The organism is Actinophytocola gossypii (genome assembly GCF_025165815.1).
GTDB lineage: Bacteria > Actinomycetota > Actinomycetes > Mycobacteriales > Pseudonocardiaceae > Actinophytocola > Actinophytocola gossypii.
Genome location: NZ_JAFFZE010000023.1, coordinates 53,534 through 75,259 on the forward strand (window position 1 = coordinate 53,534; position 21,726 = coordinate 75,259).

The following is a 21,726-nucleotide window of genomic DNA, read 5'->3' on the forward strand; positions in this document are numbered from 1 at the left end:
CGCCACCGGCCGGGTTCCCCTCCCCCGGCCAGTCAGAGCGGGGCCCACTTGACCGACGCGTTCTCGTTGTAGGTGATCAGCAGGTTCTCGCACTCACCCGGCGGGATGACGTCCGCCCGGCCCGAGTACCAGGAGTTGAAGTACACGACCGCGACGTAGTTCGGGTTGTAGTTGCAGGCCGATGCCGCGTTGTTCTTCACCCCCTGGCCCTTGCCCGCGCCGGGACCCTTGAACACCTTCCCGGCGAAGTCCGGGACGCTGCTGGCGAAGTCGGCGACCGAGCCCTGCCAGTTGCTGTTGTAGTACAGGCAGATCTCGTAGTTGTCGCAGATGCCGTCGTACGGTCCCATCATGGGATGCCGCGCTGCCGCCGCCGGCGTCGCGAACAGTCCGACCAGGGCCGTCGCGATCATCGCCGCGACGGCCACGATCCGGCGCTTCGCCATCAGACCTCACCCACCCAGGAGAACGAGGCGTTCTCGTTGTAGGTGTCGGCCAGGCGCTCGCAGGTGTTCGGCGGGATCTCGTCGTAGACGCCCTCCCAGCCGGAGTTGAAGTAGATCCTGGCGGTCAGCCGGTCGTCCTTGTTGCAGGCCGACGCGGCGTTGTTCTTCACCGGCTGGCCCTCGCCCCGGCCGGGCGCGATGAACCGCGACGTGGCGAAGTCCATCACGCCGTAGTAGAAGTCGGCGTAGGACGAGCCGTCCCGGTTGGTGTTGTAGTACAGGCACAGCTCGCCGTCCTGGCACACGCCGTCGTAGTTCGAGGCGGCGCGGACGTCGGCCGTCGCGGTCCCGGTCGCGAGCCCCGACACGGCCACCGCGAGCAGCGGCGCCGCGACGGCGACCCTGGATCGGATTCGCATTCTCTTCTCCCCTTTCGCGCGGGCTGTGGTCCCGCTGCGGAGAAGAGTGCTCGAGGCGGCTACATCCGGGCTAAGTCCGACCTAACCCGGGAGCCGGTGCTCGTCCTGATCGACCCGGCCCGGTCGGGTGGCGCGGTCCGCGGCGTGCTGCTCGCCGGCGAGGAAGTGGGCGACGTCCTCGGTCGCCGGGTACAGCTCGCGGTACCGCTGGTAGAACGCGTCGTAGCCGCCGGACTCGGGGGCGACGGTGTGGTCGGGCGGGTTCCAGGCGTCGATGTCGACGTCCGCACCGGTGGCGACCGCGGCGAGCAGCGCGTCGCCAAGACAGGCGCCGACGGTCTCGGTCGGCACCTGCTGTTCCTCGCCGGTGACGTCGGTGACGATCCGGGTCCACAGTCCGCCCTGGGTGCCGCCGCCGACCGCGACCAGCCGTCGCGCCCGGCCGCCTGCCTCCCGCATCGCCTCGAGGTTGTGCCGCACGCCGTACGCGATGCCCTCCAGGGCCGCCCGGTACAGCTCCGCGCGCCCGTGTTCGAGGGTGAGTCCGGCGATGACGCCGCGGGCGTCCGGGTCGAAGATCGGGGTGCGCTCCCCGGCGAAGTAGGGCAGGAGCAGCAGGCCCCGGCTGCCGGGCGGCACCGCCGCCGCCTCCGCGACCAGGGTGGTGAAGTCGCCGCCGACGAGCCGGCGCAGCCAGTCGGTGACCGCGCCCGAGGTGGCCATGCCGGCGGCGAGCGAGCGGGTGCCGGGGAACACGCCGCTGGTGGTCCACAGGCCGGGGTGCGGGCGGGGCTCCTCGATGACCTGGATCAGGAACATCGTGGTGCCGTACATGACCATCACGTCGCCGGGTTCGCGCACGCCGACGCTGGTGGCCTCGGCCCAGGCGTCGACGGTGCCGGCGGTGACCGGGAGGCCCGCCGGCAGCCCGGTCTCGGCGGCGGCCTCGGCGGTGACGGTGCCGGCGACCTCGGTGGGCCAGGCCAGGTCGGGCAGGGTCAGGCCGGGCGCGACGGTCCGCGCCCAGTCGGTCGCCCAGTCGAGGCGGTGCTGGTCGTACATCGGGTCGCACTGGCTGGCCGAGTGGTGGTCGAGCACGTAGCGACCGGTGAGCCGGTGCACGAGGTACGAGCTGGCCATGAGCAGCTTCTCGGTGCGCGCGTAGACGTCCGGCTCGTGCCGGGCCAGCCAACGGAGCTTCGGACCGACCGCCTGGCTGGAGAGCGGGGTGCCGCCGCGGCGCAGGATCTCCTCGGCACCCAGCTCCTCGGTCAGCTCGGCGATCTCGGTGCCGGCGCGGGTGTCGACGCCGTACAGGATCGCCGGGCGCAGCGGCCGGCCCGCCCCGTCCGCGGGCAGCAGGCACGGGCCGATCCCGCTGACCGCGAGCCCGGCCGGCCGGGCGTCGGCCGCGGCGACCAGTTCGCGGGTGATGGCGAGGAAGTCGGCCCACCACACGGTCTCGGCGTCGTGCTCGACCCAGCCGGGGTGCGGGGTGGCGGTGCGGTGTTCGCGGCTCGCCCTGGCCAGGATTTCACCCGATCCGGTGACCAGTACGCCTTTCGAGCTGGACGTGCCGATGTCGACGCCCAGGTACAGGTCAGCCACGGGTGAACTCGTCCAGGGTGACGTCGAGCAGGTCGCAGACCGCCCGCAGCTCGGCGCGCCGGTCGCCGGGCACCGCGTGGATGTGGTTGGCGCCGAAGCGGGACAGGAACACCTCGGCCGGCGCGTCCAGCCGGGCGAATGCGTGCGGCCACTCCGGGGTGGACATGTCCGTCAGTGCCTTGGTGGTGGCCTCGTCGTAGTTCTCGAACTCGCCGAGCATCAGCTGGAGCCGGTAGCGGCCGTCGTCGCGGGTCAGCCGGGCGAGGGTCATCTGACCGGGGGCCGCGATGTGCTGTACGGAGGCGCCGCCGGCGGGGAAGAAGAACACCTCCGGGTAGAGGTGGACCTTGGCGAGGTTCTCGGCCGGGTCGTCGCTGCGGGCGGCGTACCAGGTGGCGTGCTGGCCGGAGTTGCACAGGTCCCAGATGTCGCGGTCGCCGTGGTAGTGCCGGACGTCGGCGAACAGCACCGGCGTGTTCGCCACGTGCTTGAGCAGCTGCATGGTCAGCGCGCCGTCCATGTCGGCCTCGGTGGCGCAGACGTGCGGCTCCTTGGGGCCGTTCCAGTCGTAGGGGTCGTTGAGGAACGCCTCGGCGACGTCCATGGTGGCGAAGTGCTGGGTGAGCTCCGGCTGGCCCTTGATGCCGGTGAAGTCGAGGTTCCACTCGTCGATCAGCTCACGCATGGCCAGGTAGGAGCCGATCTGGCGTTCCAGCAGCTCCTCGGTGAGCTTGTCGCCGTCGTAGTGCACGGTGGCGTGCTGTTCGAGCCACTGGCGGGCCTTGGCCTTCTCCCCCCGGTCGGCGGCCTCGGCGCGGCGGACGATCTCCCACTGGTCGATCTCCTCGACGTCGACGCCGAACTGCCGCTGCCACTGGTCGGTGTTGGCGACGGCGGTGTTCATGCCCATCGGGCGGCCGCCGATCCGGCCGAACGTCTGGCCACGCAGGCGGGCGACCGCGCCGGCCGCGGTGGCGCGCACGCCGATCTTCCCGATCAGCTCGGCGTCCTCGGGATCGCCCCACAGCCGGGTGTGCCGGCGCCCGATCTGGTCGAGGGCGCCGCCGGCGGCGAGCATGCCGACCATGCCCGGCTGGACCGGGTCGATGTTGGCGAGCAGCAGCAGCGGGCCGGTGAGCTGCCCGGCGGCGAGCATGGTGAAGTGCGGGAACGCCCAGACGCAGTAGTGCAGGACGGTGAGGTCGACGTCGGCGGCCTGGACCTGCCTGGCCAGGGAGGTGGCGAGGGTGTTCGTCGAGACGGCCTCGCCCGCCCGGACCACCTCGTGCCCGGCGGCCTCCAGGCTCGCGACGAGCTTGTCCTCGTTGGTGCGGATGAAGTCGGCGATGCCGCCGTGGACGTAGTCGCGACCGTCCGAGATGTTGATCACGCCGATGCGAGCCACGCGTCATCCTCCTGTGTGTTCGACCTGTCGCTTCGCTCATCCGCTCAGCCGCCGTCTTCCCTCGTCGCGTCCAGACGGCGCCCGCTCCTTCGTTCCACTCCCACGGTGGAGTAATCGTTTTCTCAGAAGCTATTCTTGTGTTGCGGGCGGTGTCAATAGGCCCCGGTAGGGTCTCTAGCCCACAGCAGGAAAGCGAGGCCAGGTGGCAACGATCAGCGACGTCGCGTCCCTCGCCGGGGTGTCAACGGCGACGGTGTCCAGGGCGTTGAACGGCAAGTCCACAGTGGATCCCGAGCTGGCGGCGCGGGTGCTCGCCGCCGCGCGGGAGCTGGGCTACCAGCCGAACGGCCCGGCCCGCAACCTCCGGCGACAGGAGGCAGCGGTCATCGCGCTGATCATCAGCGACGTGGAGAACCCGTTCTTCACCGCGATCGCGCGCGGCGTCGAGGACGTGGCGCACGCCGTCGGCTACTCGGTCGTGCTGTGCAACGCCGACGAGAACGCCGACAAGGAGCGCCGGTACGTCGACGTCGCCATCCAGGAGCGGGTGGCCGGCGTGATCATGTCGCCGACGCCCACCGCCACGAACGTGGACCTGCTGATCAACCGGGGCACCCCGCTGGTCGCGGTCGACCGCCCGCTGCCGGAGCGCCCGAGCGACACGGTCCTGGTCGACACCCGGTTGGCCGCCCGCGAGGCCACCGAGCACCTGATGACGCAGGGCTACCAGCGGATCGGCTGCGTCACCGGCCCGTCCGGCGTCCGCACCGCCGACGACCGGCTCGCCGGCTACCGGGACGCGCTGCGCGCCGCCCGCATGAAGAGCTCCCCCCGGCTGGTCCGGCGTACCGAGTTCAAGGCCGCCGGCGCGAACCGGGCCGCCCAGGACCTGCTGGCCCAGCCCGAGCCGCCGGACGCGCTGCTGGTGGCCAACAGCGCGATGGCCATCGGCGTCCTGGCCGCCCTCAACGAGGCCTCCCGCCGCCCCGGCCGGGACGTCGGCGTGGTCGCGTTCGACGACGTCCCGTGGGCCGAACTGGTCGACCCGCCGCTCACCGTCGTGGCCCAGCCCGCCTACGAGATCGGCACCGTCGCCGCGCAGCTCCTGCTCGCCAGGATCGCCGACAACACCCGCGCCGCCACGACCACCACCCTCGGCGCCCGCCTCATCGAACGCGAGAGCTCCCACCGGGGTGACCTGCCCTGAAGGTGACCGTCGAGACGCCCAGCGTCCTGACGGTCACCTTCAGGGCATTACCCGGTCAGCCTCGGGAGAGGGCGCGGTAGCGGGCGGCGGACCAGGTTGGGGCGTCATCGGCGGGCTCGATCCGGATGGTGACCGAGTCCTTGCCGGACGTCGCCGAGGCGGGTAGCTCGAAGGTGTCCTCGAGCCAGCGGGAGTGCTGGTTGCCCAGGGGCTGGAGCCACTCCCCCACCCGGCGGTCGTCGACGTACACGGTGGCCCGCTGGTAGGACTCGGCCTGGTCGCCGAGCCGCAGCAGGCGCACGCCGTCGTTGGCCGGGGACACCGCCAGCTCGAACGACACCCGGCCGGTGGCGCCGGTGACGTCCCCGGTGACCGGTGTGGTGTCGCCGACGCCCTCGAACGTGGAGGTCAGCGTGCCCGTGGTCTCGCCGTCCGCCCGGTAGTCGTGCGCGGCCCGGGAGTCGGCGTCGGCCAGGTCCACCGTGTCGGTCTCGGTGAACGTCGGCCGCTCGTGGCCGTACCAGTACGCCGTCGAGCTGTAGTCCGCCGGCTCGTCGTCCAGCGGGCCGTGCTCGATGTCGAACCGCAGCGACGAGCCGAACGACACCGCGTCACCGACCATCAGCCGGTACGCGCCGGTGCAGTCGTACCGGCAGCCGTCGCCGTCCAACTCGTAGGCGGGGTTGCCGGCGGTCGGCATGACGTACGTGGTGCCGTCGCGGAAGTACCAGCCTGCCTCGTAGAAGTCCTCGCTGCCCGTCCCGTACATGGTCGGGGAGGCCGCGCCGTCCACGTAGACCCGCTCGTCACCCTCCAGGTAGTTGCGCCGGTTCCCGCTCGCGATGTTGCCCCGCATCGAGTGCGTGACGCCGTAGAACACGCCGGAGCCCTCGGTGGTCAGGAAGTTCCACGACTCGTCGGGCACCGTGGCGCCGCGGTGGTGGGTGGCGTGGAAGTACCCGAGCTCGCCGGAGGACAGGCCCTCGCCGGCGTCGCGGTCGCTGGCCGAGGTGACCTCGACGGTCGCGCCGGTGATCGGCTCGCCGCTCTCGTTCACCAGCGAGACCGTCGCCCCGGACCGGAACGGCATCGCCCACCACGCCGAGTACCAGCCATCGGCGGTGGCGTCGATCGAGGAGAACAGCGTGCGGGTGTCGTACTCGCCGAGCCCGGAGCCGAAGAACTCGCCGACCGGGGCGTCCACGGTGGTCTCGCCGTCGAAGGCGATCCGCAGCCGCGCACCGTCCAGCACCGCGTCCGACGCGGTCACGTCGGCCTGGGCGGTCGGGTAGCGGTAGGTCCGCGAGCCCTCCCAGCTCTGGTTGCGGATCGAGTAGTCGTGCGCCCGCTCCTCGCCGGGGTGCGCGGCGCCGAGGTCCAGCACGTCGGTCCGCACGAACCGGTCGTCGACCATGCTGTGCACGTCGTACCGGAACTCGTTGACGTCCAGCGCCGAGGACACGTACTCGGTGGTGATCCGCAGGCTCGACTTGCCCCGGGTCAGCGACGCCGGCACGTCGAGCGTCTGGTCCACCCAGGTTCCGGCCGGCCGGGCCTCGCCGCTGTTCCACTCGCCGACCGGGGTGCCATCGACCAGCAGCCGCGCCACCTGGTCGCCGATGATCGGGTCGACCCGCCTGGTCAGCCGCACGCCGTCGTTGCGCCGGTCGACCGCCACCTCGAACGTGCTCGATCCGCCGGCGCCGAACGCGCGTCCGTCGTCGACCACGCGGGGGCTCGCCACCACCTGCGGCAGCCGCACCCGCAGCCCGGTGATCCACCCCGACCCGTCCAGCGACGCGAACTCCGCCGCCGCGCCGGGCGCCAGGTCGGCGGTGTGCGAGGTGGTCCGGGCGCCGCGCAGACCGGGCTTGGGGTCGCGCACGCCGAAGCCGCGCAGCCGCTCGACGACGTCCCGGGCCTCGTCGCGCGGGTCGAACGTGCGCACGCCCCGGTCGTCGGGGAACTCGCGGTAGGACACGTGGTGGAAGAACGGGTCCTTCTGGACGGTCACCCGCATCGACTCCCGGTACGGCATCGGCACCTTGACCACCGAGCCGCCCGCGGTGTCGGCGCCGTTGCCGACCAGCGGCCAGACGAACGGCGCGCCGGTCTTGCCGTCGACGAGCTCCTGCAGCAGCTCGTCGACCACCGTGCGGCCGTCCAGCTCGATCCTGATGCGTCCGTTGTGGACCATCGAGCCGTAGTCGCGGGTGAACCACATCGACTCGATCTGACCGGCGCCGAGGTGCTCGGCGATCACGCAGCCGTGGTCGGTGTGCCGCAGGCAGGAGTAGGTGTTGTTGAAGCCGTCGTCGTTCTGGCCGGTGCGGTCGAAGCTGGAGAACTGCTTGACCTGGGCGTCCGGGCGCAGCCGGGCCATCGCGTCCAGGTCGCGGTAGGTCTCCCAGCCGATCGGGCCCTTGCCGTCGGCGCCGTGCCGCGCGGCCTCGGGAGCGGCCGCGACCGCCGGGACGGGGACGAGCAGGACGCCGGCCAGGGCCAGCCCGAGCAGGGATCTGACACGCATGCGAGCTCCTCAGCTGTTGGCTTCGTTGTAGACGGTGGCCGCGTTGTCCGCGGTGATCAGCTGGGTGTCCAGGGTCTGCTCCTTGGGCACCTCGGCGCAGTCGATGAGGATCTTCTCGGCGGCCTCGACGGCCTCCTTGCCGGCCGTGGGGTAGATCAGCGTCGCGGACAGCCTGCCCTGCTCGACCGCCTTGAGCCCGCCGGACGGGATCGGCAGGCCGTCGATGCCGATGAACTTCATCGACTTCTCCTTGCCGGCCGCCTTCGCCGCCAGGTACGCGCCCTCGGCCATCGGGTCGTTGTGCGAGTACACGACCTGGATGTCCGGGTTGGCCTTGAACATGGCGTCGGCCTGGGACTGGCCCTTGTCGCGCAGCCAGTCGCCGTCGGCGCTGGCGACGATCTCGACGCCGGAGCCCTCGATGCCCTGGCGGAACCCGTCGCCGCGCTCCTTGGCCGGGGTCGAGCCGGCCAGGCCGCGCAGCTCGCCGACCTTGCCGCCGTTGGGCAGCAGCGTCTTGGCGACGTACTCCCCGGCGGTGCGGCCGATCTCGACGTTGTCCGCGCCGATCCAGGTGGTGTAGGCGTCGCCGTCCACCTTGCGGTCGAGCACGATCACCGGGATGCCCCGGTTGTAGGCCTTGGCGACCACGGAGGTCAGCGGGGTGGCCTCGTTGGGGCTGATGATCAGCACGTCGATCTGCCTGGTGAGGAAGTTCTCCACATCGGACACCTGCTTGGCGTTGTCCTGCTGGGCGTCCGCGAACTCGACGGTGAACTGCGGCACGTCCTCGGCGGCGGCGCGGATGTCGTCGTCCATCCGCTCGCGGTACGGCTCGGCCCGGTTGGCCTGACTCATGCCGATGGTGTACTCGCCGTCGGGGCCCTCGCACTTCTCGCTCGGGCCGCCTGCCTGCTGGTTCTGGCCGCTGTTCTCACTGGTCGTTCCACACGCGACGGACAGGGTGAGCGCGGCGGCCATGGTGAGCACGGTCGCCACGGCACGACGTCGGGCCATGATCATTCCTTTCTAGGTGGTTGGCCGCAGGCGCTGCAGGCCGGCGGCGACGACGATGACGAGGCCCTTCACGAGCAGCTGGACGTTCGGGTCGACGCCGTGCAGGCCGAGGAGGTTGTTGAGCACGCCGAGCAGCAGCGCGCCCGCGACGGTGCCGGTGACCGTGCCGTGGCCGCCCATCAGGCTGGTGCCGCCGATGACGACCGCGGCGATCGCGTCCAGCTCGTAGCCGAAGCCGTCGTTGGGGCTGCCCTGGTTGAGCTGGCCCGCGTGCACGATCCCGGCCAGCGCGGCGAGCCCACCGGCGATGCAGAACACGATTACTTTGACGCGGGTGACGGGCACGCCGGACAGCCGCGCGGCCTTCTCGTTGCCGCCGATGGCGTAGACGTGCCGGGAGAACGCGCTGGTCCGCAGGAACACGATCGCGACCACCGCGACCACCGCGAAGATCAGCGCCGGGATCGGCACCAGCCCGTTGAACGTGCGCTCGCCGAGCAGCGAGAACGTCACCGGCGCCTGCCCCGGCCCGTCCCCGTAGGCGATCGGCACGCCCTGCCCGCCGGACCACATCCTGGCGAGCCCTCTGGCGACTTGCATCCCGGCCAGCGTGACGATGAACGCCTGGATGCCGAACACGGCCGACGCGACCCCTTGCAGGAAGCCGAACACGACCCCGATGACCAGCACGATCACCACCGCCGCGGCCACGCCGAAGTCGCTCTCGACCATCAGCACGGCCGACCCGACCGCGGCGAGCCCGAGCACCGCGCCGACCGACAGGTCGATCCCGCCGACCAGGATCACGAACGTCATGCCGACGGCCATGATCCCGATCTCGGACACCGCGCGGACGACGTTGAACAGGTTGTCGCTGTTGAGGAACAGCAGCTCGCCGTCGTGTCGCGGGGAGAAGATCACGGCCACCAGGAACACCGCGACCAGCCCGAACAGGCTCTGGAACCGGAACAACGAGGCCACGACGTCCCGCCGACCGGCCTTCGTCTCGGTGTCCTGTGTGGACAAACTCACTGTGCCTCTCCTGTTTCCATGGGCGCTCCGCTCATCCGCTCAGGCACCGTCTTCCCTCGTCGCGTGCTCGGCGCTGGCGCGCCTGCGCGCGCCCCTCAGTCCAGACGGTGCCCGCTCCTTCGCTCCCGCGCCGGTCTCGACCGCCATCGCCGTTCCGCCCTCGCCCATCGACGCGGCGAGCAGGTCGGCCTCGCCGGCGTGCCGGGTGTCCAGCTCGCGCACGCTGCGCCCGCCCGAGAGCACGATTACCCGGTCGCACACGCCGACCAGCTCGGCCAGCTCCGAGGAGGCGAGCAGCACCCCGATCCCCTGCTCCGCGGCCCGCCCGAGCAGGGCGTAGATCTCCGCCTTCGCGCCGACGTCCACGCCGCGGGTGGGCTCGTCGAGCAGCAGCAGCGCCGGCTCGGTGAGCAGCATCCGGCCGAACACGACCTTCTGCTGGTTCCCGCCGGAGAGCGTGCCGACCGGGTCGGTGACCGAGCCGAGCTTCACCCGCAGGTCGGCGACGACCTCGCGCACCTTGCCGGCCTCCCTGGCCCTCGGCACCACGCCGGCGGTGGCGATCCGGTCCACGATGGACAGAACGGTGTTGGCCAGTACCGAGTGGTCGAGCGCGAGTCCGGCGATCCGGCGGTCCTCCGGCACGAACGCCATCCCGGCGGCCAGCGAGCGGCGCGGGTGGCGTGGCCGGTGCGGTTCGCCCCGGAACAGGATCTCGCCGCGGGTCGTGCCCGGCGGGCCGGCGCCGAACAGCGTCTCGAGCAGTTCGGTGCGCCCGGAGCCGAGGAGCCCGCCGACGCCGACGATCTCGCCACGCCGCACGTTCAGCGAGATCCCGTCCGGCTCGCGGCGGCCGGACCGCTCGCGGCGGGGCGTGACCACGAGGTCGGTGACCCGCAGCACCTCCTCGCCCGGTTCGACCGTGCGGGTGCGGAACATGGCCTGAACCGGCCGCCCGACCATGGCCTCCGCGGCCTTCTCGGCGGTCAGGTCGCGGGCGTCGAACTGCTCGACGACGGCGCCGTTGCGCAGCACCGTGGCGCGGTCGGCGATGCGCCCGATCTCGTCCATGCGGTGGGAGATGTAGACGATTCCCGCGCCCTCGCGGCGCAGCTCGGTGATGACGGTGAACATCTGCTCGACCTCGACCGGCGAGAGCGCGGAGGTCGGCTCGTCCATGATCAGCACCTTGGCGTCCAGGGAGAGCGCCTTGGCGATGGTGACCAGCTGTTGTTCCCCCGTGCGCAGCTCACCGACCGGGCGCCGGGGGTCGAGCCGGACGCCACACCGGTCGAGCAGCCCTCGGGTAATCGTGTTCATGGCCCGGCGGTCGACGGTTCGTAATCGGGTACGCGGTTCCCGGCCGAGGAAGATGTTCTCGGCGACCGAGAGGCCGGGCACCAGATCCAGCTCCTGGTGGATCATGGCGATCCCGACGCGCTGGGCGTCGACCGGCGCCGCGAACCGGACCGGTCGCCCGCCGACCCTGATCTCCCCGGTGTGGTCGGTGACGTCGCCGGAGAGCACCTTCATCAGGGTGGACTTGCCGGCGCCGTTCTCGCCGAGGAGGGCGTGCACCTCGCCGGCGCGCAGGGTGAGGTCGACCTCACGGCAGGCGCGCACACCGCCGTAGGACTTGCTGATGCCGATCATCTCGACCAGCGTGCTGACACCGTCGTCCATGAATCCCTCGTCGCCGAGCCGGGCGTCTGAGAAATCGATTACCGAACGCTAAGGGTGCCGCCACTCGAGTGTCAAGGCGCGCACGAAGGCGCACGCTCGTGCTATTCTGAGCGCATGTCTGCCTCGCTGCGCGGTGCCCTGGCCAGAGCCGGCCTGCGCGTGGAGTCCGAGGAGTTCCTCGCCCTGGTCGAGGACGCGGCCAGCCGCCTGGCCCCGGCGGACCCGGACCCGGCCGACTACTTCGACGCCGACCAGCGCGCGGCGCTCGCGGACGTGGGCCTGGACCTGTCCCCCCGCGCACCGTCCGAACGCGACTCGCGAGCCAGAGCGGTTGCCGCCCAGGCGGTCCTGCGCGACACGGCGCTCACGGTGACCGGCGCCGCCGAGCGCGTCGCCGTGGACCCGAGCCGCATCCGGCACCGCCTCGCCGACGGCCGCCTCGCCGGTTGGAAGGACCGTGCTGGCTGGCGACTCCCGGTCTGGCAGTTCACCGACGCCGGGGTGCTCCCGGGCCTGCCGGTGGTCCTGGCCGCCGTCCCGCCCGACCAGCCCCCGCTGGTGGTGGCCGCGTTCATGACCACCCGGCAAGCCGAGCTCCGGCTCGCCGGCAAACCCATCACCCCGCGCGACTGGCTCCTCGCCTCCGGCGACCCGAGCCGGGTGGCCGACCTCGTGGCCACCCTGGGCACACCCGCCTGACCGCTATCCCAGCTGGTCACGGCGACGAGTTGGGTGTGCAATTTCGGTGGTGGCCCACCCCTGAACCGCTACCCCAGCCGGTCGCGGCGACGGGTTCGGTGTCGAATTTCGGTGCCCACCCCCTGAACCGCTACCCCAGCCGGTCGCGGCGACGGGTCAGGTGCGCGATCTCGGCGGTGTTGCCCGCCAGCTCGATCGCCCTGTCGTAGGCCGCGCCCGCCTCCCGAGCGCGACCCAGCCGGCGCAGGAGGTCGGCGCGGGTGGCGTGGAAGGCGTGATAGTTCGCCAAGCCGACCTCGAGCCGGTCGACGGCCGACAGCGCCACCTCCGGGCCGTCCAGTTCGGCGACCGCGATGGCCCGGTTGAGCGCGACCACCGGCGAGGGATCCACGCGGACGAGCTGGTCGTAGAGGGCGACGACCTGCGACCAGTCGGTGTCGCGCATGTCCCGGGCGGAGGTGTGCACGGCGTTGATCGCGGCCAGCAGCTGGTAGCGACCCGGTGCCACCCCGGTGGCCAGCCGTTCGCGCACCAGCCCGTGCCCCTCGGCGACCAGCGCGGCGTCCCACGCCCCGCGGTCCTGCTCGTCGAGCGGGACCAGGTCCCCGGCGGCCGAGACCCGGGCGGTGCGGCGCGCCTCGGTGAGCAGCATCAGCGCCAGCAGCCCGGCCACCTCACCGTCGTCGGGCAGGAGGGTGCGGATCAGGCGGGTGAGCCGGATCGCTTCGGCGGTCAGGTCGTGGCGAACGGGGTCAGGGCCGGTCGCCAGGTAGCCCTCGTTGAAGACCAGGAACAGGACGGCGAGCACGCCGCCGACCCGCGCCGGCAGATCCTCCGCCGACGGCACCCGGTACGGAATGCGCGCCGCCTTGATCTTGGTCTTCGCGCGGGTGATGCGCTGGCCCATCGCCGTCTCCCGCACCAGGAAGGCGCGGGCTATCTCGGGCACGGTCAGACCGCCGACCATCCGCAACGTCAGCGCCACCCGGCTCTCCATCGCCAGCGCGGGGTGACAGCACGTGAAGATCAGCCGGAGGCGGTCGTCGTCGATGGGGCCGGCGACGTCGGGCTGGTCGTCGTGGATCATCCGGGCCTCCCGCTGCTTGTCGTCGCGCCGGTGCTCGCGCCGGATCCGGTCGATGGCCTTGCGGGTGGCGGTGGTGGTCAGCCACGCGCCGGGGTTCGGCGGCACGCCGGCGGACGCCCACCGCTCCACGGCGGTCGCGAACGCCTCGGCCGCCGACTCCTCGGCGAGGTCGAGGTCGCCGAAGCGCTTGGTCAGGGTGGCGACCACCCGCGCCCACTCCTCGTGGTGCGCGCGGGTGATCGCCGCCGGAACGTCGTCGGTGGTCACCGGAACGGGCGCACCTCGACCTTGCGGTGGCAGGCCCTCGACCCCTCGGCGGCCAGCGCGAGCGCCACGTCGAGGTCGGGCGCCTCGATGATCCAGAAGCCGACGAGGAACTCCTTGGACTCCAGGTACGGCCCGTCGGTCACCATCGCCTCCGCTCCCCGGTTGTCGACGACGGTCGCCGCGTCTGGCGCGGCCAGGCCACCGGCGAAGACCCAGTGGCCCTCCGCCCGGAGCCGGTCGTCGAAGACGCTGATGGCGGACTGCTCGTCCGGGGTGGCCAGGTCGGCGCTGTCGCTGAGCACGGAAACCAGATACTGCATCTCGGTAGTCTCCTCTAGTCGATCGCGTACCGGGGGCGGCCGCCGGGCCGGTAGACCTGAAGCGTGATGCCCTCCGGAAAGGCGCGTGACTCGACCAGGTCGAGCGCTCGGTCCGGACCGGTGTCCGGGAACAGCCGGATGCCCTGGCCGACGACCACCGGCACGACGAGCAGGGTCAGCTCGTCGACGAGGTCGTGCTCGAGCAGCCACCGGACCAGGGTTCCGCTGCCGTGCACCTGCAGCTCACCTCCCGGCCTGGCCTTCAGCTCGCGAACCGCCGCGGCGACGTCGCCGGAGAGGACCGTCGTGTCCGCCCAGCGCGGCTCGGTCAGCGTGGTCGACACGACGTACTTGGGCTTCGTGTTCAACGCGCCGACGATCGGGTTCTCCAGATCCTCGCGCACACCCCAGTAGCCGGCGAAGAGGTCGTAGGTCCGCCGGCCGAACAGGAACGCGTCGGCGCCCTGGTACACCTCGTCGACGAACGTCGTGGCCTCGGTGTCGAACAGCGGCCTGGCCCATCCGCCTCGCTCGAACCCGCCAGCGCGGTTCTCGTCCCGCCCGCCGTTGCCCTGCACGACGCCGTCGACGGAGACCTGGGTGGTGGTGGTCAGTTTCATGATCGGGGTTCCGTTCCTCGAAGGCGCCCCTGGTGGGCGGCCTCTCACCCCCGCTACGAACGGCGCCGCCCCGATCCGACACCGCCGCCCGGATTTTTTTCCGACTGGCTACGCTGGAACCGTCCGCGACGCCGGCGACCCAGGAGACACCCCGACGCATGTCCCGGCTCCCCCAGCCGCCGGCTCCCGAGCACCTGCGCGACCTTCTCCGCCCGGACGAGGACGTCGCCGTCGTGCACCCCGGTACGCGGATCGTCCGGGTGTTCAACGCGGGCGGGCGGCACCAGCAGCGGTGGAACACGTTCCGCACCACCGGCCCGCTCCCGCACGCGCGCTTCGACCCGCACCCGCCCGGCCCGGACGGCACCCGCCAGGACAGCCCGGCGCACGGCGTCCTCTACTTCGGCCTGTCCGTGCGTACCAGCATCGCCGAGGTGTTCCAGCAGACCTCCGTGGTCGACCGGGTCACCCGGCGCCCGCACCTGGTCGTCGTCCGGCCCCGCCGTGCGCTGCGGCTGCTCGACCTCACCGGCCTCTGGCCCACCCGCGCCGGCGCGTCCCAGGAGATCAGCAGCGGCGCCAAGGACGTCACCCAGGCGTGGGCGCGGGCGATCCGCGGCGCGTTCGGTGAGCTGGACGGGCTCTGGTACCGCTCGTCGATGGACTCCGGCGACCCGGCGGTCTGCCTGTGGAACCCACCGGCCGGCGACGCCCTGCCCGCCCAGCCCGAGGTGCTGCTGCCGCTGGACCACCCGGGCCTGGACCTGCCCCTGGCCCGGGTGTGCGACTCCCTCAACTACACCTTGTCGTAGCTACTTGCGCCGGTCGGCGTGCTCCGCCTCCTGCGGCTCGTCGGCGGCCGGGTTGGCCTCCGGCTCGGCCGGGGCACCCATGGTGGTCGGGGTGCCGTGCGGCGCGGGCGCGGGGGCGTCCGGGCCGGTCGCGGTCTCGCGCCGGCCGTCCTTGCGGGTCTTGAGCAGGCTCGCCACCGCGGTGATGATCAGCACGCCGATGATCACCGGCAGGGACACCTCGATGCCCACGGTCGGCACGCTCACGTGCTCGCCGCCGTTGATGAACGGCAGCGTGTTCGTGTGCAGCGCCTCGAGGATCATCTTGACGCCGATGAACGCGAGGATGACCCCGAGCCCGACCGACAGGTAGACCAGCCGCTTGATCAGGCCGCCGAGCAGGAAGTACAGCTGCCGCAGGCCCATCAGCGCGAACGCGTTCGCGGCGAAGACCAGGAACGGCTCCTTGGTCAGACCGAAGATCGCCGGGATCGAGTCGACCGCGAACATCAGGTCGGCCGAGCCGATCGCGATCATCACGATGAACATCGGCGTGGCGTACCGCTTGGCGTCGATCTTGGTGAAGATCTTGCCGTCGTGGTAGTCCTCGGTGACCGGGAAGAGCTTGCGGGCCCACTTGGTGACCCGGTTCTCCTCGTACTCCTCGTCCTCGCTCTCCTTGCCGATGTTGGACTTGGAGAGCTTGATCGCGGTGTAGACGAGGAACGCGCCGAACACGTAGAAAATCCAGCTGAACTGGGAGATCGCCGCGGCCCCGACCGCGATGAAGATGCCGCGCAGCACCAGCGCCATCACGATGCCGATGAGCAGCACCTTGTGCTGGTGGATCGCCGGCACCTTGAACGCCGACATGATCACCAGGAAGATGAACAGGTTGTCCACGGACAACGAGTACTCGGTGATGTAGCCGGCGAAGTACTCGCCGGCGTAGGTGCCCCCCGAGAACACCAGGATCCCGACTCCGAACAACACGGCACAGCCGATGTAGAAGGCCACCCACCTGCCGGCCTCGCCGACGGTGACCTCGTGCGGCTTGCGGTCCACGATCACCAGATCGATGGCGAGCAGCACGATCAGTCCCGCCACGGTGGCGAGCCAGATCCAAACGGGCACATTCATCCAGTGAACCTCCGGTCCAACGTCACTATGACCGGAGGTCTCTCCCGCCAGCGGTCCGCTGGCCGCCGACGCCGGGACCCACACCCAAAGATCCGTGTTGACGACACCGGCGCGAAGGAATACTCCCCTCCACAGCTCCCACCATTGTCGCGTGCCACGCGATGGCGCACCAGTCGAGCGGACTTGTCCTAGATCACATTCAGGACGCACAGGACGAACCGGGCGACCGGGCTGGACGGGGTTCTCAGCTACTCTCAGGAACCGGCGGATACGGTCATGCCGTGTCCCGATTCTCCCGATCCCACCTGCGATGGCTCCTGCTCGGGCTGGCCGTCGTGGTCGTCGCCGCGGGCGGTGTCGTCTGGCTCAACAGCGGCGACGAGCCACCCGAGGTCCGCACGCGCGAGCAGACGCTCGCCGGCGCCGCCGACGACATCACCCTCGACTCGACGCTCTACCTGCCAGAGCAGACCCCGGCGCCCGCGATCATCGTCGCGCACGGGTTCGGCGGCAGCAAGGACAGCGTCGACGGGGAGGCCCGCGAGCTCGCCCAGCGCGGGTTCGTCGTACTCGCCTACTCCGCCCGCGGGTTCGGCGTCAGCTCCGGCGAGATCTCGCTGAACGCGCCGGACGCGGAGGTCGCCGACGCGCGCGAGCTGGTCAGCTGGCTCGCCGAGCAGCCGGAGGTGGTCACCGACGCCGAGGGCGACCCGAGGGTCGGTGTCACCGGCGGCTCGTACGGCGGCGCGCTCTCGCTGATGCTCGCGGGCACCGACGACCGGGTCGACGCGCTCGCCCCGACCATCACCTACAACGACCTGAGCCAGGCGCTGCTGCCGAACTCCGCCACCACCGGCGACGTGCCGGACACCCCGGCGGCCAACGCGTTCGCCGACAACGGCGTGTTCAAGCAGTCCTGGGCCGGCATCTTCTTCGCCGCCGGGGTCGGCGGCGCGGGGCTGGCCAACCCGTCGGTGGACGCGGTCGAGCCGGGCAACGAGGACGACGACCCGGACGCACCGGCCAACCCGGGCGGCGCACCGGCCCCGGAGGAGGCACCCGCCGAGGGCGGGGCACCGCCGGGCGGCGGCGCCCCGCCGGGCGGGCTGGACACCGGCGACCCGTGCGGCAAGTTCCGCCAGGACATCTGCGCGGCCTACGCCGAGGTGGCCACCACCGGCCGGGCCAGCCAGCAGACCGTCGACCTGCTGCGCTCGGTCTCCCCGATGGCCGTCACCGACCGGATCACCCAGCCGACGCTGCTGGTGCAGGGCGAGCAGGACACGCTGTTCGGGCTCGACCAGGCCGACGCGAACGCGCGGCAGATCAGCGCGGCGGGCGGCGAGGTCAAGGTCGTCTGGTACACCGGCGGCCACGACGGCGGCGCGCCGGGCCCGCAGCTGCGCGGCGAGATCGCCGACTGGTTCGACTTCCACCTGCGCGGCCGGGGCGAGGACCCGGGCACCGGCTTCGAGTACGCCGTGCAGGGCGCGCTGCGGGTGCAGGGCGCGCCGTCGGTGCGGACCGTCTCCACCGACGCGTATCCCGGGCTCGACGGCGGGCAGGTGGCGCAGCGGCAGCGGGTGCGGCTCTACGGCCCGCAGCAGACGATCATCAACCCGCCGGGCGGCAACCCGGCGTCGGTGAGCAGCATGCCGGGGCTCGGCGCGGTCATCGGCAGCTCGTCGCGGCTGGCCGGGCGGGTGGCGTTCGACATGCCGGGGCAGGCGGCGCGGTTCGCCAGCCGGCCCCTGGACAACCAGCTGCTGATCGCCGGGTCGTCGACGGTCCGGCTGCTGGTGTCGACGCTGCCGGGCGCGCCGGCCCAGGACGGGGCGGTGCTGTTCGCGAAGCTCTACGACGTGGGTTCGGACGGCGCGCGGGTCCTGCCCGGCTCGGCGGTGTCGCCGTTGCGGATCCCGTCGCTGCCGGCCGACGGCACGCCGGTCGAGGTCACCGTGACGCTGCCCGGCATCGTGCGGCCGATCGAGACCGACCGGCGGGTGGAGCTGGTGGTGACCACCACCGACCAGGCCTACGCCACGCCGCCGGAGCCCGCCGCGTTCCGGGTGTCGCTGGTCGAGGACGGCGCGCTCGAGGCGCCGGTGGTGCCCGGCACCCGGTCGGACACCGGATTGCCGACGGGTCCGCTGGTGGGCATCGGGATCGTGCTCGGCCTGGTCGTGCTGGCCGCGGTCTGGGGCGCGTTCCGGCGGCGCCGGGCGGTCGACCACGACGCCGCGCTCGACGACGTGCCGCTGGTGATCGACAACCTGTCGAAGTCGTACGCGGGCGGGGTGAAGGCGGTCGACGACCTGTCGTTCCGGGTGGAGCGCGGACAGGTCGTCGGCCTGCTCGGGCCGAACGGGGCGGGCAAGACGACGTCGCTGCGGATGCTGATGGGGCTGATCTCGCCGAGTGGCGGCAGCATCAGGGTGTTCGGGCACAAGGTGTACTCGGGTGCGCCGGTGCTGTCGCGGATCGGGTCGTTCGTCGAGGGCGCCGGGTTCCTGCCGCACCTGTCCGGCAAGGCGAACCTCGAGCTGTACTGGGCGGCGACCGGCCGTCCTGCGGACAAGGCGCACTTCGACGAGGCGCTGGAGATCGCCGGGCTCGGCGACGCGGTGCACCGGCGGGTGAAGACCTACAGCCAGGGCATGCGGCAGCGGCTGGCGATCGCGCAGGCCATGCTCGGCCTGCCGGACCTGCTGGTACTCGACGAGCCGACCAACGGGCTCGACCCGCCGCAGATCCACCAGATGCGTGAGGTGCTGCGCCGGTACGCGGCGGCCGGGCGCACCGTGCTGGTGTCCTCGCACCTGCTGGCGGAGGTCGAGCAGACCTGCGACCACGTGGTGGTGATGCACCACGGCAAGCTCGTCGCGACCGGCCCGGTCGAGGCCATCGTGGGCGGCGCGGGCGAGGCCACCTTCCGGGTCGACCGCCCGATCGACGCGGCCGACGTGCTGCGCGACTCGGACGGCGTGCACGACGTGGTCGTCGAGGGCCCGCTGGTGCACGCGAACCTGAACGGGCTGGCCAGGGCCGAGGCACTGGCGACGCTGGTGCGGGCGGGGGTCGCGGTCGAGCAGGCCGGGCCACGCCGCCGCCTGGAGGACGCCTTCCTGCAGCTGGTCGGAGAGGAGAGCCGGAAATGACGCCGGTCGAGGACCACAGCGTTGACCACGACGTTCACACGGATCCGGCGGCATTGGAGCAGCTGACCGACGCGGCCGCGCAGGAGCGGGTCGAGGTCGCGCCGGACGGGTCGGTGGTCGGCTACAAGGCGCGGCGGACGCTGCGGCTGCGGGTCGAGCTGGCCCGGCAGCTGCGGCGGCGCCGGGTGCAGCTGGTGCTCGGGTTCCTGGTGCTGCTGCCGTGGATCCTGTGGGCGGCGTTCGAGTTCGGCACCGAGGCCACCGGGCAGCGGTCCGGCGGGTTCGTCGACCTGGCGACGTCGAGCGCCCCGAACTTCGTGGTGTTCGTGCTGTTCGCGGTGTCGAGCTTCCTGCTGCCGATGATCGTGGCGCTGTTCTTCGGCGACACGATCGCCAGCGAGGCGTCCTGGTCGAGCCTGAAGTACCTGCTGGCGACGCCGGTCCCCCGGCATCGGCTGATGCGGCAGAAGGCCATCACGTCCGGGCTGCTGTCGCTGCTGGCGATCACCCTGCTGCCGGCGATGTCGCTGCTGGTGGGCCTGATCTTCTACGGTGCGGGCGAGGCGGTCAGCCCGACCGGCGACGCGATCCCGTTCGACGAGTCGATGCTCGCGCTGCTGTTCACGGTGATCTACCTGGCGATCCACGTGCTCTGGGTGGCCGGCCTGGCGCTGTTCCTCACGGTGTCCACGGACGCGCCGCTCGGCGCGGTCGGCGGCGCGGTGCTGGTGGCGATCCTGTCCCAGATCCTCGACCAGATCACCGCGCTGGAGGGCCTGCGGAACTACCTGCCGACGCACTACGCGTTCGCCTGGTCCGACCTGATCTCCCGCGACATCGACTGGTCGAACATGGCGGCCGGCGCGTTCTCGGCCGTCGCCTACGCGGCGTTCTTCGGCCTGCTGGCCGCCCGCCGCTTCCGCACGAAGGACATCACCTCGTGACCGGGCGGGCGTCCCGGGCTCTCAGTCCCGGGACGCCCGCTCGATCTCGTACTGCTCGTGCAGCTCCGGATAGTCGTCGGACTCGGTCAGCGACGTGCTCCACGGCACCGCACACGGGCCCGCGTGGTCCGGGTCCTGGCACAACAGCCGCTGGATCCGCTCCACCACCTCACGCGCCTGCCGCTCGGTCGCGTGCACGCCGACGCGGATCTCCCACACCCCGGGGTTCTCGCTCATGTGATCCCTCCCTGGTTACACCGTGCCACACCGGCCCTGCGAAACACCTGGTCGGGTGAACTTCCTCGGAATCGGTTTTGTGTCCCGCCAGGTATCGATCCGCAACCTGCTAGCGTGCCGCCTGCCAGTGTGACACTGGCCATATGCGAGGTATCCTCAAGCCAGGTGGCGTATCGGCCGCTGGCGCCTCGTCAGATGCCGACAGCACCGTGAGAGGTAAGCCGATGACACAGGGCGGCAGCAGCCGTGCGATGCAACTGCGACGGCTCCGGGCGGAGCTACGCCGCCTGCGGGAGGACGCCGGCCTCACTCAGAAGGTCGCCGCGCAGTCGCTCGACTGGTCCGTCAGCAAGCTCATCCGCATCGAGACCGGCGCCGTCCAGGTCTCCGGGGCGGACGTCCGGGCGATGCTCCACTTCTACGGCGTCCGGGACCCGGAGCGCAGCGACGAACTCCTCGCGATCACCCGCAAGCGGGACGAGGTCTGGTGGGACGAGTTCCGCCCGAACTACGGGCAGCAGTTCCTCGACTTCCTCGACTACGAGAACTCCGCGACGCGCGTACGGCAGTTCATCTCGTTCGCGGTTCCCGGGCTGCTGCAGACCGAGCCCTACATGCGAACGCTGTTCGAGGGCTACATGAACGAACCGGAGCGGGTCGAACGCGCGGCCCGGATCCGCCGTCGGCGGCAGGAACTCCTCGCACCCGAGCGGGGCAAGGAGTTCTGGTTCGTCATCGACGAGGGAGCGCTGCACCGGTGGATCGGCGGACCGGCGGTGGCCCGCGAGCAACTCGAACACCTCCGGGTGATGGCCAAGCAGCCCAACATCAACATCCGGGTCGTGCCGTTCTCCGTCGGCATGCACCCCGGTCTGCGTGGTTCGTTCACCATCTTCGAGTTCCCGTCCGAGGACGAGGACCCGATCGTCAACCTGGAAAGCCCGCACAGCGACGTGCTCATCCGCGACGACCTCGACACCACCAGCGAGTTCGTCGAGACGTACTACGAGCTGGACGACTACACCACCCGCGAAGGTGAGCTGGACACGTTGATCGACTCGGTGGTCGACCGGATGCGCGTCGGCACCTAGACCCAGAGGGAGGCTCGGTCGTGCG

19 protein-coding genes are annotated in these 21,726 nt (G+C 71.5%); 6 read left to right on the plus strand and 13 right to left on the minus strand.

From position 1 onward, the window contains the following. Positions 1 to 32 precede the first annotated feature (32 nt). From JT362_RS28440 to JT362_RS28455, 4 genes are all read right to left on the minus strand, one after another. Positions 33 to 446 (minus strand): peptidase inhibitor family I36 protein, encoded by a 414-nt coding sequence (locus JT362_RS28440; protein WP_260194911.1) that lies wholly within the window; start codon positions 444 to 446, stop codon positions 33 to 35. Further along, positions 446 to 865 (minus strand): peptidase inhibitor family I36 protein, encoded by a 420-nt coding sequence (locus JT362_RS28445; protein WP_260194912.1) that lies wholly within the window; start codon positions 863 to 865, stop codon positions 446 to 448. The genes JT362_RS28440 and JT362_RS28445 overlap by 1 nt, the downstream gene beginning before the upstream one ends. 81 nt (positions 866 to 946) lie before the next feature. Beyond that, positions 947 to 2,473, minus strand: a complete 1,527-nt coding sequence (locus JT362_RS28450) for an FGGY-family carbohydrate kinase (RefSeq protein WP_260194913.1) — start codon at positions 2,471 to 2,473, stop codon at positions 947 to 949. Continuing rightward, complete coding sequence (locus tag JT362_RS28455) at positions 2,466 to 3,878, minus strand: L-fucose/L-arabinose isomerase family protein (RefSeq protein ID WP_260194914.1); 1,413 nt, start codon at positions 3,876 to 3,878, stop codon at positions 2,466 to 2,468. Before JT362_RS28455 ends, JT362_RS28450 begins: the two co-directional genes overlap by 8 nt. Before the next feature lie 202 nt (positions 3,879 to 4,080). On the opposite strand from JT362_RS28455, the gene JT362_RS28460 reads away from it, so the two are divergent. After that, positions 4,081 to 5,085: a LacI family DNA-binding transcriptional regulator gene (locus JT362_RS28460; RefSeq protein ID WP_260194915.1), complete on the plus strand. Its 1,005-nt coding sequence runs from the start codon at positions 4,081 to 4,083 to the stop codon at positions 5,083 to 5,085. 55 nt (positions 5,086 to 5,140) lie between these two features. Here JT362_RS28460 and JT362_RS28465 read toward each other — a convergent pair whose 3' ends face one another. The 4 genes from JT362_RS28465 to JT362_RS28480 are packed head-to-tail and all read right to left on the minus strand — an operon-like array spanning position 5,141 to position 11,347. After that, the gene (locus JT362_RS28465; RefSeq protein WP_260194916.1) at positions 5,141 to 7,615 is read right to left on the minus strand and encodes a glycoside hydrolase family 172 protein; all 2,475 of its coding nucleotides are present in this window, start codon (positions 7,613 to 7,615) and stop codon (positions 5,141 to 5,143) included. Positions 7,616 to 7,624: 9 nt separating this feature from the next. Continuing rightward, positions 7,625 to 8,632, minus strand: coding sequence for a substrate-binding domain-containing protein (locus JT362_RS28470; RefSeq protein WP_375546574.1), 1,008 nt, complete (start codon positions 8,630 to 8,632; stop codon positions 7,625 to 7,627). 12 nt (positions 8,633 to 8,644) lie between these two features. Continuing rightward, the gene (locus JT362_RS28475) at positions 8,645 to 9,664 is read right to left on the minus strand and encodes an ABC transporter permease (protein WP_260194917.1); all 1,020 of its coding nucleotides are present in this window, start codon (positions 9,662 to 9,664) and stop codon (positions 8,645 to 8,647) included. A gap of 39 nt (positions 9,665 to 9,703) precedes the next feature. Continuing rightward, the gene (locus JT362_RS28480; protein WP_260194918.1) at positions 9,704 to 11,347 is read right to left on the minus strand and encodes a sugar ABC transporter ATP-binding protein; all 1,644 of its coding nucleotides are present in this window, start codon (positions 11,345 to 11,347) and stop codon (positions 9,704 to 9,706) included. Between the two features lie 114 nt (positions 11,348 to 11,461). On the opposite strand from JT362_RS28480, the gene JT362_RS28485 reads away from it, so the two are divergent. Continuing rightward, positions 11,462 to 12,046, plus strand: coding sequence for a DNA-binding protein (locus JT362_RS28485; RefSeq protein ID WP_260194919.1), 585 nt, complete (start codon positions 11,462 to 11,464; stop codon positions 12,044 to 12,046). Positions 12,047 to 12,176: 130 nt separating this feature from the next. Here JT362_RS28485 and JT362_RS28490 read toward each other — a convergent pair whose 3' ends face one another. From JT362_RS28490 to JT362_RS28500, 3 genes are read right to left on the minus strand one after another with little or no spacing between them, the layout of a single operon-like run. Continuing rightward, positions 12,177 to 13,400, minus strand: a complete 1,224-nt coding sequence (locus tag JT362_RS28490) for an RNA polymerase sigma factor (protein WP_260194920.1) — start codon at positions 13,398 to 13,400, stop codon at positions 12,177 to 12,179. After that, a complete protein-coding gene (locus JT362_RS28495) occupies positions 13,397 to 13,720 on the minus strand; it encodes a YciI family protein (RefSeq protein ID WP_260194921.1) in 324 nt (107 codons plus the stop codon). The genes JT362_RS28490 and JT362_RS28495 overlap by 4 nt, the downstream gene beginning before the upstream one ends. A gap of 14 nt (positions 13,721 to 13,734) precedes the next feature. Continuing rightward, complete coding sequence (locus tag JT362_RS28500) at positions 13,735 to 14,340, minus strand: dihydrofolate reductase family protein (RefSeq protein WP_260194922.1); 606 nt, start codon at positions 14,338 to 14,340, stop codon at positions 13,735 to 13,737. A gap of 158 nt (positions 14,341 to 14,498) precedes the next feature. Here JT362_RS28500 and JT362_RS28505 point away from each other — a divergent pair, with 158 nt between their 5' ends. Then, entirely contained in the window at positions 14,499 to 15,152 is a 654-nt protein-coding gene (locus tag JT362_RS28505; RefSeq protein ID WP_260194923.1) for an RES family NAD+ phosphorylase, read from the plus strand. Here JT362_RS28505 and JT362_RS28510 read toward each other — a convergent pair whose 3' ends face one another. After that, positions 15,153 to 16,271, minus strand: a complete 1,119-nt coding sequence (locus JT362_RS28510; RefSeq protein ID WP_260194924.1) for a TerC family protein — start codon at positions 16,269 to 16,271, stop codon at positions 15,153 to 15,155. It abuts the gene before it with no gap. A 281-nt stretch (positions 16,272 to 16,552) separates the two neighbouring features. On the opposite strand from JT362_RS28510, the gene JT362_RS28515 reads away from it, so the two are divergent. Then, the gene (locus JT362_RS28515; RefSeq protein ID WP_260194925.1) at positions 16,553 to 19,429 is read left to right on the plus strand and encodes an alpha/beta fold hydrolase; all 2,877 of its coding nucleotides are present in this window, start codon (positions 16,553 to 16,555) and stop codon (positions 19,427 to 19,429) included. Then, positions 19,426 to 20,373, plus strand: coding sequence for an ABC transporter permease (locus JT362_RS28520; RefSeq protein WP_260194926.1), 948 nt, complete (start codon positions 19,426 to 19,428; stop codon positions 20,371 to 20,373). Before JT362_RS28515 ends, JT362_RS28520 begins: the two co-directional genes overlap by 4 nt. 21 nt (positions 20,374 to 20,394) lie before the next feature. Here the strand turns inward: JT362_RS28520 and JT362_RS28525 are convergent, their stop codons facing one another. Further along, positions 20,395 to 20,610, minus strand: a complete 216-nt coding sequence (locus JT362_RS28525; protein WP_260194927.1) for a hypothetical protein — start codon at positions 20,608 to 20,610, stop codon at positions 20,395 to 20,397. 251 nt (positions 20,611 to 20,861) lie between these two features. Here JT362_RS28525 and JT362_RS28530 point away from each other — a divergent pair, with 251 nt between their 5' ends. Continuing rightward, entirely contained in the window at positions 20,862 to 21,701 is an 840-nt protein-coding gene (locus JT362_RS28530; protein WP_260194928.1) for a helix-turn-helix domain-containing protein, read from the plus strand. Positions 21,702 to 21,726 lie beyond the last annotated feature (25 nt).